11 protein-coding genes are annotated in these 15,795 nt (G+C 42.8%); 10 read left to right on the top strand and 1 reads right to left on the bottom strand.

Annotated elements, in window-relative coordinates:
- Positions 1-177 precede the first annotated feature (177 nt).
- Positions 178-1,875 carry an EAL domain-containing protein gene (locus tag D0907_RS14435; RefSeq protein WP_118844660.1) on the top strand — a complete coding sequence of 566 codons (1,698 nt, stop codon included), beginning with the start codon at positions 178-180 and terminating at the stop codon, positions 1,873-1,875.
- Here the strand turns inward: D0907_RS14435 and D0907_RS14430 are convergent.
- The gene (locus D0907_RS14430) at positions 1,872-2,768 is read right to left on the bottom strand and encodes a 1-aminocyclopropane-1-carboxylate deaminase/D-cysteine desulfhydrase (RefSeq protein WP_118844659.1); all 897 of its coding nucleotides are present in this window, start codon (positions 2,766-2,768) and stop codon (positions 1,872-1,874) included. The genes D0907_RS14435 and D0907_RS14430 overlap by 4 nt on opposite strands.
- A 236-nt stretch (positions 2,769-3,004) precedes the next feature.
- Here D0907_RS14430 and D0907_RS14425 point away from each other — a divergent pair, with 236 nt between their 5' ends.
- The 9 genes from D0907_RS14425 (at position 3,005) to tldD (ending at position 15,678) form a co-directional block, all read left to right on the top strand.
- Entirely contained in the window at positions 3,005-5,029 is a 2,025-nt protein-coding gene (locus tag D0907_RS14425; protein WP_036973173.1) for an SUMF1/EgtB/PvdO family nonheme iron enzyme, read from the top strand.
- Between the two features lie 132 nt (positions 5,030-5,161).
- Positions 5,162-6,205: a rod shape-determining protein gene (locus D0907_RS14420; protein ID WP_036973172.1), complete on the top strand. Its 1,044-nt coding sequence runs from the start codon at positions 5,162-5,164 to the stop codon at positions 6,203-6,205.
- Positions 6,205-7,047 carry a rod shape-determining protein MreC gene (gene mreC, locus D0907_RS14415; protein ID WP_174403892.1) on the top strand — a complete coding sequence of 281 codons (843 nt, stop codon included), beginning with the start codon at positions 6,205-6,207 and terminating at the stop codon, positions 7,045-7,047. The genes D0907_RS14420 and mreC overlap by 1 nt, the downstream gene beginning before the upstream one ends.
- Positions 7,040-7,519 carry a rod shape-determining protein MreD gene (mreD, locus tag D0907_RS14410; RefSeq protein ID WP_036973169.1) on the top strand — a complete coding sequence of 160 codons (480 nt, stop codon included), beginning with the start codon at positions 7,040-7,042 and terminating at the stop codon, positions 7,517-7,519. Before mreC ends, mreD begins: the two co-directional genes overlap by 8 nt.
- Complete coding sequence (locus tag D0907_RS14405; protein ID WP_036973166.1) at positions 7,519-8,088, top strand: Maf family protein; 570 nt, start codon at positions 7,519-7,521, stop codon at positions 8,086-8,088. Before mreD ends, D0907_RS14405 begins: the two co-directional genes overlap by 1 nt.
- Position 8,089: 1 nt before the next feature.
- Positions 8,090-9,562, top strand: coding sequence for a ribonuclease G (gene rng / locus D0907_RS14400; RefSeq protein ID WP_036973165.1), 1,473 nt, complete (start codon positions 8,090-8,092; stop codon positions 9,560-9,562).
- Positions 9,562-13,422 (top strand): YhdP family protein, encoded by a 3,861-nt coding sequence (locus tag D0907_RS14395; protein WP_118844658.1) that lies wholly within the window; start codon positions 9,562-9,564, stop codon positions 13,420-13,422. The genes rng and D0907_RS14395 overlap by 1 nt, the downstream gene beginning before the upstream one ends.
- On the top strand, positions 13,412-14,242 hold the full coding sequence (locus D0907_RS14390; RefSeq protein ID WP_118844657.1) for a carbon-nitrogen hydrolase family protein: 831 nt from the start codon (positions 13,412-13,414) through the stop codon (positions 14,240-14,242). Before D0907_RS14395 ends, D0907_RS14390 begins: the two co-directional genes overlap by 11 nt.
- Positions 14,239-15,678: a metalloprotease TldD gene (gene tldD, locus D0907_RS14385; protein WP_036973157.1), complete on the top strand. Its 1,440-nt coding sequence runs from the start codon at positions 14,239-14,241 to the stop codon at positions 15,676-15,678. The genes D0907_RS14390 and tldD overlap by 4 nt, the downstream gene beginning before the upstream one ends.
- Positions 15,679-15,795 lie beyond the last annotated feature (117 nt).

Raw genomic sequence — 15,795 nt, 5'->3', positions numbered from 1 at the left:
TGTTTCGGTTACAAAATAATTCTCATTAAGACATTTTGCTAGGTGTTTAAATTTACGTAACTTTTGACAGCGTTGGTCAGGGGATGAATCAGAAATTTCTTTAAATCGCGCTGCAGCCTTGTATTTATAGGGTTCTTGAACAACACTTTGTGTATATTTGGGCAACTAACTTGTGAAATGAAAAAAGACCTAACATCACAAATAAAGCAACCGGAAGTCATTTATGTGACGGCCGCTTTTTTGTTATTAGTTGTTTTTAATATTTTTTTAAGTGACGTATTACACGAGAAAGTGCATCGCACAGGTACTGAGCTTGCAAGGCAAGTATACGACTTAAACTTAGACCCTATTGCGTCAAAAGATATCATTGCAACCTTAGTTGAAAGTAAAGGTTTTGCTATGAACGTGACAGATGTGCCACATAATTTTGCCAACTTTATTGATTTAGAGCAGGAGGTATTTAGTTATCACACTGTGAGTTTGCGCCTTTTTCACTGGCCTTCATGGGTCGTTGAAAGTCATTTATTTATCTTTTTGAACTTAATTCTAATTGGGGCTGGGTATTGGGGATTCCGCTGGTGGCGAGTACTGTCTAAAAAAGTATTGGTAGCCGCAGCACCGCCAGTGAAGCCTATTGAAAAACAGGTCAAGCCGGTACTTAAAAAAGGAGAGCTGCCAAAGCCGCTGCCTCATCAAGATTTAAATATTTTGTATGGGGTACCAACAAACTACAATCATTTATTTGCTCTGTTTTTTTGGAAAACCCCGTTTCCGGCGAATCTTGATGTCGATAATTACTTTAAAGTAGTGATTGCCAAAGGGTTTGGGGAACTTGTTAATCGCTCGGTAAAACTACTTCCCTCGGGCGGTATAGCTGTAACACTAAACAGTGTGCCTGCCACCGAAGTTGATAAGTACACCAAGCGTTTGCATCACGTTGTATATCAAGCGTGCCTTAATTATCGCAGCGATTTATCGCGTGGTGATATAAAAATTGGTGTCTGTAATTACCGTACTGGGGCTGATCAGGCTGTGGTGTATCAGCTTACTAAATCGGCACTGACTTTAGCTAAGCAAAGTGCATGGCAACACATTCACCGCTTACCGTTTGGGCATACGCAATCTAGTATGCTCACTGATAGTAATGAACACCTGTTTGAGTACATTAAGAAAAAGCATTTTATGTTGTTCTTTCAACCGTTGTTTGATTTAGAAACGGGGGATATTTTGCAGCATGAAGCGCTTATTAGAATTCGTCATAAAAGCTTAGGATTACTTGCTGCTCGTCATTTCATTCCACAGATGACCAGCAAGAAAGATGTTTTATTGTTAGATCAGACCGTAGTGACACAAGTACAAAAAATGCTTGATAACGAATCAGGTGCGATGATGGTAAGTATAAACTTACATGCGATGAACTGGTTTAATGATGAGTTTTGGCATTGGTTTAAAGCGCAAATGCAAGGCTTTGATGCAGCTAATAAATTACAATTTGAGCTCAGTGAAGACGATTATTTAAAACAGCATAAACAATTAAGCTCGCAGTTTGCTTGTTTAGAAAAATTATCCGCAGGTATTGTGATTGACAATGTTCGCAGTGCCGAAAACCTTGTTGAATACAAGCAACTTAATAATGTGTGTAGTATTAAATTGGCATACGAGCTTATTCATAATATTGATACTAATACGCAGCAACAAAAAGTGGTTAGACAGATTATAGCGAAAGGCAATGAGCTTAATTTTCCTGTTTATGCTGTAGGCGTTGAAACACGCAACGAGCTTGCAACATTAAAAAACTTAGGCGTCATCGCAGCGCAAGGTTTTTACTTTGCTGAACCCCTACAAAAGCTTGCCGATATTACGCCTTTTAGTTAGATTACACGACGGTACTTTAAGCCGTCTAACCCTTGCAAGCCACCAGTATGGATAGCCATGATCCGCGTGCCTTCTGCAAAGAAACCTTGTTCTATCAATTGCCACAGCGCATACATCATTTTACCGCTATAAATAGGCTCAAGTGGGATGGCGTGTTGTTGCGTAAATGTCTGACAAAACTCCCACAGTTCATGACTGAATTTGCCATAACCGCCATCATGATGTTCAAGTAATAGCTGCCAATTTTGTTGTTGTCTTGCTTTACGGCTCAGTTGCTTAATGTCATCAATTAAATATTCGGCTTGTTTTAATACTGCAATACCGAGCACGGTTGTGGAGTGTGGGCTGCCTTCAATTAAGCCTGCCAGCGTGCCACCACTGCCTGTTGGGCAAATAATGACATCGCTCGTCGGTAAGCTTTGCGCTAATTCTTGGCACCCCAGCAGCGCCGCAGGGTTAGTGCCTCCCTCGGGTAGAATATAAGCATGCGGGAACTGCTTTTGTAATTCTGCCAAATAGCCGCTTTCGCCTCTTAAACGGTAAGTAATACGGTTAACGGGGTGCAATGTCATCCCACAGCGTTTGGCGTACTGCAATGTGGGGTTGTGTTCATCAAGCTCAGGTCCGCGAATAATACCGTGCGTTTTAAACCCAAATAACTGACCCGCAGCTGCTGTGGCATGAATATGGTTTGAAAATGCGCCGCCAAAAGTGAGTAGCTCAGTTTTTCCCTGTTGTTGCATAGCCTGTAAATTAAATTTTAATTTACGCCATTTGTTACCACTAATTTGTGGGTGAATAAGATCATCACGTTTAATCTGTAATGTCAGCTTTTGTGCTGATAACAGTTCGTGGTTGATGGTTTGAACAGGCGATTCAGAAATAATAGTCACGGTTTAATTTACGCTAAAAAAGACGCTTAATTGTAGCAAAGTCGTCATAGAGATAGAAATTAGTCAATTAAACTAAAATGATTTTGTTATTTACTGGCATCAACTAAGGTAATAGTTGTAAACTCAGATAATAATTGAACAAAGCTTGTGTTTTGCCTTGCAAGTACATAGCATAAGAGTTTAATTATAAAAAATAATAATGACCAAATAATTGCCGCTTTTTGGGAATGGAATATATGCGAATTGCTCCTTTATCTCTGTTAATTTCAGTTAGTTTGCTAGCATCGAGTGCATTTGCACAAGATACTGCTACGGTAACTGGCATTGAATCAGAGATCAGTAAAAAACAAGCCGAATACGATAACTCGACCTTAATACTCGAAAAACACCTAAAAGAAGAAAGTCAGTTACAAAAACAACTCGAATTATTGCGCGCCCGCTCAGCTGAGCTAGACAAAGAAAAAAACCAAGCGCTTGATGCAATGAACGAGATGTATCGTCGATTAATTGATGACCCCACTTTAGATATTAGCAATGCACAAACGCGCTATCAAAAAGCAGTGGTGGATCACAAACAGAACAAAGATGACATTTCGATGCAATTGGCGGCAATTGCATCGCATAGAAAAGATATTGAGCAAATTCGTGTTGCTAAGCATACCCAACTAAACACCTTAGAGAGCTTAAAAGAGCAACTCGCAACAGCACGTGTTGAACGTTTGCGCAATGAGTTTACGCGCGAAGGCACACTTGAAGTTAATCATACGATTAATTGTAAGCGCACTGAAACATTAGCAGCGTGTGAGCAACGTGGTCAGCAAATGGGATTACAAAAAGCCACCAAGCGCTTTGTAGATCAAATTTTTGCTAACTTAACAGAAGAACGTTTAGTTGAGCCGAAACGCAATTTAGCGGGTGCACAAGTTAAAATTTTAAGTAGTCATGTTGTAAATAGTGCCTTTAGCGGACAAGGTAACTATAACGTGAACTTAAGCGTAACGATGCGCGGTGATGTGAATAGCAGCCGTTTATGTAGTCTGCTTAACTTAGACAACCGTTTTTGCGCAGATTATGGTTCACCGCTTGCTGGAAACTATCAACCCAATTACACCACCACTTACTCTGATAGTCAGTTAACATTCAGTGACTCTCAGGATAATAATCAGGTGGTATCGGTTTCGCGTATGAGCGAACAACCTGTAAGTGATTACTCAGTAAAAAAGCCAGTAAGGGTTGAACCATTACCTGATCTAAAAAAATCTAAAATGGTTGAATTAACGCTTCGTTCAAATGTTTATGATGATGAAGTGTTTATTGATGGTGTGAGCTTTGGGTCAACCAAGCTAACGACATCATTACCAAGAGGTTTTCATGATATTGAGATACGCAAGCGTGGTTATAAAAGCTATAAAGCGCGTTTAGACTTGCGTAAAGCTCAAACTATTAATGCAAAATTAGTGAAAGAGCCTGAACCAATTGTCGCTGCCGTTGTCGCAACAGAGCAACCTACAGCAGCGCCAGTGGCAAGTATTGTTAATAAAACCAATACAGCGAGTATTGTGGTTATCCCAGCGGGTACATTTAAGATGGGTGACATTAACGGTAATGGCTTAGCTAATGAGCGCCCTGTTGTTGAAAAAACCATTGCTAACTCATTTGCCATGCAAAGCAAAGAAGTCAGTGTGGGTGAATATGAGCAATTCGTTGCTAATACAGGTTATAAAACAGAAGCCGAAAAGAATCGTGGCTGTGCTTATTACTTAAATGGTGAGCCAGTATGGGAGGCGACCTTAAACTGGCGCAACCCAGGATTTGAGCAAGACAGTGATTTTCCGGCTGTTTGCTTAACGTATAATGATGCCAAAGCATATGCAGATTGGTTATCAGGGCAAACAGGGCAGTTGTTTCGTTTACCGAATGAGGTTGAGTGGGAGTACGCTGCACGCGCAGGTAAAGAAACTGAATACCCTTGGGGTAACGAGATAGGTAAAAATTTAGCGAACTGTGGCTGGTGTGGTAGTGAATGGTCAAACAAAAGCGCTGCACCAACCGGGTCGTTTTCTCCTAATGCATTTGGTCTGTATGACACAGTAGGTAATGTATGGGAATGGACAAACAAAAAACCGGGGCAGTCTGATGTGACTGTTCGTGGTGGGGCATGGAATTTCGCTCCGAGCCTAGCACGTGTATCAACACGCTTAATTTTAGCGCCAGATTTTCGTGCAAACTATATCGGGTTTCGTTTAGTACGCGAGCGATAAAAATTTTTAAAGGAAGCAAAGCAGGCTTCCTTTTTTAGCAATTTAATAAAGGCAGTTGCGCTTTATTGTGCTTAGCATGGTAGAGTGAGAGCAGCTAGTATAAGAACGTATTATCAAAGGTCATCCAGCCTCATGTTTAAAAAACTTCGTGGTATTTTTTCAAACGATCTATCGATCGACTTGGGTACAGCCAATACCCTTATTTATGTAAAAGAAGAAGGTATCGTATTAAATGAACCTTCAGTAGTTGCTATTCGTCAAGAGCGAGCTGGTGGTCCTAAAAGTGTTGCGTCTGTAGGTACGGAAGCAAAACAAATGTTAGGCCGTACACCGGGGAACATTAAAGCTATTCGTCCAATGAAAGACGGTGTTATTGCCGACTTTTATGTCACCGAAAAAATGCTCCAGCACTTTATCAAGCAAGTACATAACAACAATTTTATGCGTCCTAGCCCACGTGTCTTAATTTGTGTGCCGTGTGGGGCAACACAAGTTGAAAAACGCGCTATTCGCGAATCAGCAATGGGTGCAGGTGCACGTGAAGTGTATTTGATTGAAGAGCCAATGGCTGCGGCAATCGGTGCAGGCTTACCTGTATCAGAAGCAACGGGTTCAATGGTTGTAGATATCGGTGGTGGTACGACAGAAGTGGCCATTATCTCGCTTAATGGCGTGGTTTACTCATCATCTGTGCGTATTGGTGGTGATAAATTTGATGAAGCTATTATCAACTACGTCCGTCGTAACTTTGGTAGCCTAATTGGTGAAGCAACAGCTGAAAATATCAAGCATCAGATCGGTTCGGCATTCAAAACCGATGAGCCTGTTGAGATTGAAGTACGTGGTCGTAACCTTGCTGAAGGCGTGCCGCGCTCATTTACACTTAACTCACATGAAATCCTAGAAGCATTACAAGAGCCTCTAATGGGGATTGTAAGTGCGGTTATGGTGGCACTTGAGCAATCACCTCCTGAGCTTGCCTCTGATATCTCTGCACACGGCATGGTATTAACAGGCGGTGGTGCACTGTTAAAAGATTTAGATCGTTTATTAATGGAAGAAACAGGTATTCCTGTTGTTGTTGCTGACGACCCACTAACGTGTGTTGCTCGTGGTGGCGGTAAAGCATTAGAAATGATTGATATGCACGGTGGTGACGTATTTAGTTACGACTAATGAAGTTAATGTTTGGTCGTACCATCTCTTTGCAACTGCGACTCTTTGTCGCAGTGCTTTTGAGTGTCGTATTGATTGTGGGCGATCGATATACACAAGGTGGTACAACAATCCGCACCAGTTTAAATACACTGGTTAGCCCACTCATCTATCTTGCCAATTTGCCGTATGAGCTATTTAGTATTGGTGCGAAGAATCTTCATACTCGCGATCAGCTTCTTACTGAAAACGAAGCACTGAAGAAAAAACAGCTTTTACAAAGCGAACAACTACAACAGCTGCAATTTTTATCGCGTGAAAACGACAAGTTGCGTGCGTTACTCGGCTCGTCTGCAAAGCAATCAAATCGTAAAATAATTGCCCAAGTGCTCTCTGTTCATTCAAATCCATACAGCCATCAGGTTGTGATCAATCGTGGCACTACAGATGGCTTAAGCGAAGGCCAAGCTGTGATTGATGAAATGGGGGTTGTCGGGCAAATTACACAAGTGGGTTCAACCACTTCTCGCGTTTTGCTTATGACCGACACAACCCATGCGACACCGGTACGTATTTTACGCAATGATGTTCGCACTGTGGTTGAAGGGATTGGCAAAATAAATGTCGTGAAGCTGTCGCATGTGCCGCATAGCCTTGATGTACGTATTGGTGATATTTTAGTGACTTCAGGTCTTGGGGGGACTTTCCCTGAGGGGTATCCTGTGGCCGTGGTAACCGAAATTAATCGTGATGAAGGGCACCCATTCGCACAAGTGTATGCTGAGCCAATTGCCCAACTTGACCGAATTCGTTTATTGGTTGTGCTGTGGCGTAATCAGCAGGAGAGCATAAGCAATGAATAGCCGTCACTCTTTGCTGATTGCAATTAGTATCTTTTTTGCACTGGTCATGGCATTAATGCCGTTACCTATCTCATTTGAGCCATACCGCCCAGACTGGGTGTTACTGGTGCTTATGTACTGGTCGTTAGCGGTGCCGCACCGTTTAAACATTGGCACAGCGTGGGTTGTGGGTTTATTAATGGACTTAGCATCGGGCTCTCCACTGGGCGTGAACTCGCTGACCTATTCGGTGTGTATTTTTATTACCGCCAGTAACTTTCAAAAAATTAGAAACTTTTCTTTATGGCAGCAAAGTATATTAATTGCTTTGTTTTTAACGCTTTACCACTTAATGCAATTTTGGCTTAATCACTTTTTGATGGGAGTTTACTTCAGCCCTCATTATATGTGGCCCGTGCTGACTGGCATGCTGTGTTGGTGGTGGATTTTCTTAATTTTGCGTAAATACCGCCGTCATTTCAGGATTAGATAATGCAAACCGCAATTTATTTGGCGTCTGCATCACCGCGCCGAAAAGAGTTGCTCAGCCAACTCGGCGTTGAGTTTTCTCAATTTAGCGTTGATGCAGATGAAAGCCAATTTCCGAACGAATCGCCACGTCATTACGTAGAACGTTTAGCCAAACTCAAAGCACAATCAGGCGTTGCAATGGGCTATACCGACAGGCCCGTGTTAGGCAGTGATACGGTTGTGGTTATTGATGACACAGCCCTTGGCAAACCGCTTGATAAAGCCGACTTTGTAGCAACGATGCAACGTTTGTCGGGCCGAACTCACCAAGTTATGACCGCCGTTGCAATTGCTGATACACAGCACGTAAAAAGCTGCCTTGTAATTACCGATGTCACTTTTAAACAGCTTAGCGATGATGAAATCGACGCTTATTGGCACTCTGGTGAACCGCACGATAAAGCGGGTGGTTATGGCATTCAAGGCCAAGGTGGACGGTTTGTAAGTCATATTTCTGGTAGCTATTTTGCAGTAGTAGGCTTACCTTTATATGAGACTGAGCAGTTATTAAATGAATTTTTAAGAGGGTAACATGAGCACTGAATTACTGATCAACGTTACACCGAGTGAAAGTCGTGTTGCGCTTATTGAAAACGGCGTACTACAAGAGATCCAGCTAGAAAGAATCGGCAACCTAGGCATTGTTGGCAATATTTACTTAGGCAAAATCAGCCGTGTATTACCGGGAATGCAAGCCGCATTTGTTGATATAGGCTTAGAGAAAGCAGCGTTCTTGCACGCATCTGACATTGTAAATAGTGCTTCAATTGTTGAAGGGGTCGATGAGCAGCCCATTAAAAAGGTGCAAGATATCCGTGAACTAGTGCGCCAAGGTCAATACATTATGGTGCAAGTAGTGAAAGATCCTTTGGGCACCAAAGGGGCGCGCTTAACGACTGATATCACAATTCCATCACGCTATTTAGTGTTCATGCCTGACGCGACCCATGTTGGCGTAAGTCAGCGTATTGAAACCGAAGAAGAACGTACCAGACTGAAAAAAATAGTCGCTGAATATGGCGATGAAGATGGCAGCTTTATTGTGCGTACTGCTGCCGAAGGCGCTTCAGAAGCTGAGCTGCGTCACGATGCAGAGTTTTTGAAAAAACTGTGGCAAAAAATTGTCAATAAACGCAAAAAAATCAGTAAAGAGAGCATCTTACACGAAGACTTAACGCTGGCGTTTCGTACCCTGCGTGATTATGTTGGCGAAGACATGGAGCGCATTCGTGTTGACTCAAAGCTGACATACCAAGAGTTAAAAGAATTTACTGAAGAGTTTGTGCCCATCTTATCTGGGGCGCTTGAATACTACCCAGGTGAGCGACCTATTTTCGATTTGTTTGATGTCGAAACCGAAATTCAAAAAGCCCTTCACCGTAAAGTTGAGCTTAAATCAGGTGGTTATTTAATCATTGACCAAACCGAAGCAATGACCACCGTTGATGTAAATACCGGTGCATTTGTTGGGCATCGCAATTTAGAAGAAACCATTTTTAACACCAACATCGAGGCAACATCGGCAATCGCACGACAACTGCGATTACGTAATTTAGGTGGCATTATCATTATCGACTTTATCGATATGGTAAGTGACGAGCATAAACGTCGCGTTTTACACTCACTTGAGTCGGCACTGGCAAAAGACCGCGCAAAAGCCAATATCAATGGCTTATCTGCTCTAGGTTTAGTCGAGATGACTCGTAAGCGTACCCGCGAAAGTTTAGAACATATTTTATGTGACGTGTGCCCTGCGTGTTCAGGCCGAGGGTCGCAAAAAACCGTTGAAACGGTATGCTACGAAATTCTGCGTGAAATTGTCAGGGTTAACCGTGCCTACGCAGCCGATAAGTTTATGGTGTATGCAGCGCCTTCGGTAAGCGAAGCGTTGATCAACGATGAGTATCATAACCTCGCCGAGCTTGAACTATTTATAGGTAAACAGGTCAGTATTCAAACAGAGAGTTTATACAATCAAGAACAGTTTGATGTGGTAATGATGTAATGAAGGCAAAAACGGTCTGCTTTTTTTGTTTACGTAAGTTATGGCAAGTTTTTGCTATTACTATCGTACTGCTGGCCGTTATTGTCTCTGTTTTAAAGTATACCCTGCCATATGCCAATGACTATAAAGGCGACATTGAAGCGTTTTTGTATGAACAGTTCGATGTAAATCTTTCAATAGGTGCTATCTCAGCCAGTTGGCAAGGTAAAGGCCCTTCCTTAGTCCTTGAAGATATTTCTTTTGAGGACAACCAGACTTCACCGATTGCACTAACCATAGATAAAGCCAGCCTAGAGGTAAATCTGTGGGAGTCGATTAAAACTCGTCAACTTAAATCAAGTTACTTTGTGATCAATGGTTTTCATGCCGATGTTGATTTGCCAACCATGCTTAAGTTTGGCAACAACAAGCAAGCAGACAGTTTTGAGCAAAAAGAGTTAATAGAAAGCTTGTTTTTGGGTGAAACGGGCCACTTTGCGATTCAAGACAGTAGCATTAATTTTATGCTTAATGATGGCAAAGAGCGTACGTTAATTCTTGAAAATATTGTGTGGCAAAATACCCCAGAACAGCACCAAGGTTCAGGAAGCCTAGCCTTACCGGGGATTTCTGTCGGCAACTTTGATGCCCGCATGGCACTTAATGGTTCAACGCTTGAGACCATGGCTGGCGATATTTATGTGCAAGCTGCGAATGTCGATGTCTCAAAATGGTTGGCACAATACATCAATACAGACAAACAACAATTGCACTCCGATATGAACTTGCAAACCTGGTTTAGCCTTGAAAAAGGACTGATCAGTGACGTAAAAGTGCAATGGTTACCCAGCTACATAAATTGGCAACAAAACCAAGAAGCGCATCAAATTAGTTTAAATGAAGGGGGCTTTCACTTATTCCCTTGGCAGAATGGTTGGCGTTTAAAAAGTACCGGACTTGCTTTTGAAAGTGATTTAAAACAATGGCCAACATTGCAGTTTGAAGCCCAGCTTGGAGATACAAATAAGATTTGGCTCAAGCAGTTTGACTTTGCATTGTTATCAAAATTATCTCAATTGAGTAACTTTGAAGTATTAGCGCCATTTTTAGAACGACAGCCTAATGGCCAATTAAGCGAAGCGTATGTTGAATTTGGTGCGCAAGATAACTGGCAGTTGTGGTTTAAGGGTGAACAGCTCAATTGGTTATCCTTACAAGGGATCCCTGGTGGGCAAGCTATTCGGGTTGAGGGAAATATTAACCAAGCAGCGGGGCGAATAACGTTATTTGGCGAAAATAACCGTTTGTTAACCAATGGCAGTTTTAGCCAAGACATTCCTTATAATCAGTTAAATGTTGAACTTGATTTACGTCATTACGACGATGGCTGGCGTATTAGCAGTGACAACATTTGGCTTGATAATGACGAAGTAACCGTTGCAGCAGAAATGATGCTTAGCCTAACTGCAGAGCCGCGCCTTGATTTATATGCCGAAGCGTACGCACCTGATGCCAACGTGGCGGGGCATTATTTTCCATTACCGGTAATGAGCGAAAACTTAGTTAACTACCTAAACGGCGCCATTAAAGGCGGCGAAGTTGATAAAGCACAGGTGTTGTTTTCGGGGCCGTTTAGCGGTTTTCCGTTTAAAGAGCAACAAGGGCAGTTCGAAGTATTGGCAAATGTGAACAATGCCAAATACCAGTTCACACCCAGTTGGCCCAGCGTTGAAAATGCCAATGTGATTTTGCATTTTGAAAATGAACGCATGGATATTTACAGCAAGTCAGGCACACTTGTAAACTTATCACTTGGCGACAGTGTACACGTAAGTATTGCTGATTTAATGCATGCCGATACACTCAATGTAGCGATAAATAAACGTGCCCACGGCAATAAATTACAGTCATTTTTTGCAGCCACACCGCTCGCTAAACCGTTAGCAAGTGTTTTTGAAGTAGTACAAGCGCAAGGTGAAGCCACAGCAAATATTAATTTGCTTGTCGATTTACATTCAGGCCATGTTGATACCCTCGGCGAAGTTGAGCTTGCTAATTTACCTGTTTATCTTGCTCAGCCTGGCATCACACTTAATCATATGACAGGCATTGTTAAATTTAATAACGACAAAATTGATTTAAAAAATGCCAAAGCTGATTGGTTAGGTATGCCGTTAACAGCCAGCTTTAATAGCGAAAATGTGGCTGATAACTACCGCGCAGAAATTGCGATTAAATTGGCCTTAGATGCAGAACCATTAATTGAGCAAGGGCAGGGTCTGCTCGAAGGTTATTTAACGGGGCAAAGTGACGTTGCTATTAATGTCTCCCTTAACTTTTTACCCAACGACTTTAACTATCGCGCTGATATCAGTGGTAACTTAGTCGGTATAACCAGTCAATTACCCGCACCTTACACAAAAAGTGCTGACAATGCTTGGCCTATCAAAGCGGTAGTGCAGGGCGATCATATTTCTAATTTGATCACTGCAAATATCAATGAACAGCTGTTTTTCAATGCTATTTTAGATAATGGCAAAAAGCAGTTTAATAACGCACACCTTATTTTAGGTTCAAAAGATTTAGGCCTTAACCGAGATGGTTTTGCGGTATCGATTGACCTACCAGAAACTAAGCTTGTGCCATGGTTTGGGTTGATTGAGCAAATTATCGATTTGACCAAGGCTAAATCAGGCGGTCCTGGCGTAATGCCTGCATTTAACAATGTAACGGGTCAATTTAATAAGTTAGCGGTTCAAAATATCGATTTTAATGATGTTGAGTTTAGGCTAGCACCAAAGCAAGCCGATTTAGAGCTTAAACTAAATGCCAAAGAGCTTAGAGCTGATGCACTCATTCCGACAGGCGATACACGTAGACCTATTCAAATATTTACTGATTATTTACGGGTTAACTTTAATGACACCGCGACGGAGTCTGCACACGAAGTTGAACAACCTGAAGACTTAAGCTGGTTAACACGTATTCCAGCCATCGAATTTAACTGTGAAGATTGCAAACTAGCCGAGTACCAACTTGATAAAGTAAAAGCCACGTTTGGTGGTGATAATAATAGCTTGATATTTACTGAGCTCGTGATAGATAAAGGCGACCATATACTGAGAGCAAAAGGGCAATTTGCTGATGGCTCAACGCGTTTTAACGGTCATCTACAAAGTGATGATATTGGCGACTTATTTGATGAGTTTGATATTACTACTACTGTAAAAGACTCCGATGCCGACATAAAATTTGCCCTCGCTTGGCAAGGTGCGCCGTATAATTTTGATGTGCCTACGCTAGCAGGCGAGTTAGATTGGCGTTTAGGTGAAGGGCATTTAGCGGAAGTGAGTGACGGTGGTGCTAGGGTGTTTTCATTGCTTAGTCTCGACTCACTGGTACGTAAGCTCAAACTTGATTTTAGAGATGTATTTTCAAAAGGCTTCTTTTATAACAAGATGCAAGGCACGATGCAGTTAGAGAAAGGGATTGCTTACACTCAAGATACCAAGCTTGATGGTGTGCCTGCCGACTTAACGATTAAAGGCCACACTAACTTAAATACCTTTGAAATAGACTACGATCTAGCCGTTGCCCCGCAGGTTACCTCAAGTATTCCAGTGATCGTGGCATGGATGGTCAACCCGGTAAGTGGCCTTGCGGCGCTTGCAATCGATAAAGTAATTCACTCTGCGAGAGTGATCTCAGAAATCAACTTTAAGGTGACAGGCAGTATGAATGATCCGGTTGTTGAAGAAATTGATCGTAAGAGCCGTGAAGTAACCTTACCGCAAGCGGCACAAAGCCAGCCGCAGTCATCAACAAGGCTTAAATTAAAAGATGCAGCCACCTCAGCGAGCTTCGATAACAATGACAGTTAATACTCAGCCGCAGGTTGTAGCAGTGCAAATGTGCTCGGGAATGAATGCGGAGCAAAATTTGGCTTTTTTAGCAGACACGCTTACGCAATTGCCCACGACACGTCCGCTGCTTGTATGCCTACCCGAAAGCTTTTTAATTTTTAGCAAGCACACTCAAGCAAGTTATCAGCTCGGATTACACATTGAACAGTACATAGCTGCACTGGCTGCGCTTTGTAAACAACATAATATTTGGTTGGCTGCTGGGACAGTGCCGGTATCACAACCTAACGGTAAATATTTAGCCGCCTCGTTTTTATTTAATAACCAAGGTGAGGTGGTTGCGCAGTACAATAAGATCCACTTATTTGATGTCGATGTTGCCGATGGCACGCGTAATTATCGGGAGTCTGATGCCACCGAAGCGGGCAAAGATATTGTGGTGGTTGATTCACCCTTTGGTAAAATCGGCTTAGCAGTATGTTATGATCTACGCTTTAGTGGTTTATTCACTGCGATGCAGCGCCAAGGGGCTGAGCTCATCTTAGTACCCAGTGCCTTTACCACTGTAACAGGAGCCGCTCATTGGCATACCTTGTTGGCTGCCAGAGCGATTGAAACGCAATGTTATGTGGTAGCCGCTGCACAGTGGGGTGAGCACGAAAATGGCCGACAAACATATGGCCACAGCATTATTATTTCGCCATGGGGAAACACGCTCAGTGAGCTTGCCTCAGGCACTGGTTTTATCAGCCATGAGCTTGATTTAAACCGACTGAATACAATTCGCCAAGACATGCCTGTGCAGTCTCAGCAACGATTTAGAGAGCATTTATTATGAACACGGTTGAACAGCATTTATTACATGACAGCCAGCTAAATAGAGAAGAATTAGAAAAAACGCTCGCTTTTATTCATCAGCATCAAGTGGATTATGCCGATCTGTATTTTCAATCTAGCCACCATGAATCATGGGTGTTAGAAGATGGTCTCGTAAAAGAAGGCTCATACAACGTTGAGCGTGGTGTGGGTGTGCGCGCTGTAAGCGGTGAAAAGACGGGTTTTTCGTACTCAGATGCAATCAATCTTGAAGCGCTGAATAAAGCCGCAACAGCAGCACGAAGCATTGCTAATGCAGGCGAAAGCAAAACGATTCAAGTATTTAGCGATGTAGCAGCAAAACAGCAGTATGCACCGCATCAACCAATTCAAAGTATGAGCGATAACGACAAAGTGAGCCTATTGCGCGAACTTGAAAACTACATTCGCGAGTTAGCCCCCGACGCAGAGCAAGTGATTAGCTCTATGTCAGCAGTGTACGAAGAGGTACTCATTGCAGCAAGCGACGGCACCTTTGCCACCGATATTCGCCCGCTTATTCGTTTAAATTGTTCCGTATTACTTGAGAAGAATGGTCGCCGTGAGCGCGGTGGTGCAGGCGGCGGTGCGCGTTTAGATTACGGCTACTTTAAAGAGTTAGTTGATGGTAAGCCGCGCTGGATGGAATACGCAGAAGAAGCTGTACGCCAAGCTAAAGTGAACTTAGAAGCCATTGATGCGCCAGCAGGTAGCATGGAAGTGGTACTGGGGGCAGGTTGGCCGGGTGTGTTACTGCATGAAGCCGTGGGCCATGGTCTTGAAGGTGACTTTAACCGTAAAGGCGCCTCTGCGTTTAGCGGTAAAGTCGGTCAAAAGGTGGCTTCCGAGCTGTGTACTGTAGTGGATGATGGCACCATAGCCGACCGTCGTGGTTCACTGAATGTAGATGACGAAGGCACACCTGCTGCGTATAACGTACTTATTGAAAACGGTATTCTAAAAGGCTACATGCAAGATAAGCTCAATGCACGCCTAATGGGTGTAAACCCAACAGGTAATGCGCGTCGTGAGTCGTATGCTCATTTACCTATGCCGCGTATGACTAATACCTACATGCTGGGGGGCGAGCACAGCCAGGCTGATATTATTAGCTCTGTGAAAAAAGGCATCTTTGCGCCAAACTTTGGGGGTGGTCAAGTTGATATCACCTCAGGGAAGTTTGTATTTAGCGCTTCTGAAGCGTATTTAATTGAAAACGGTAAAATTACTCAGCCTATCAAAGGCGCAACACTGATTGGTAACGGCCCAGAAGTGATGCAGCAAATTTCGATGGTAGGTAACGACCTTGCGCTTGATAAAGGCGTAGGGGTATGTGGTAAAGACGGTCAAAGCGTGCCGGTAGGGGTTGGTCAACCAAGCCTTAAAATTGACAACTTAACGGTCGGTGGTACGGCTTAGTCGCCCTCTTTTTCCCGCTTCAGTAAGGCAGGTTAAATTTTTAACCTGCCTCATTTCATAACACTTCACTTTGCAGTAAAAATGTATCAATATAGGTACCATCAATACCACTATATT

This window comes from Pseudoalteromonas lipolytica, from assembly GCF_003515105.1.
Taxonomy (GTDB): domain Bacteria; phylum Pseudomonadota; class Gammaproteobacteria; order Enterobacterales; family Alteromonadaceae; genus Pseudoalteromonas; species Pseudoalteromonas lipolytica.
Note: the sequence above shows the minus strand (reverse complement) of the source record. Positions and strands in the feature narration are given on the sequence as shown.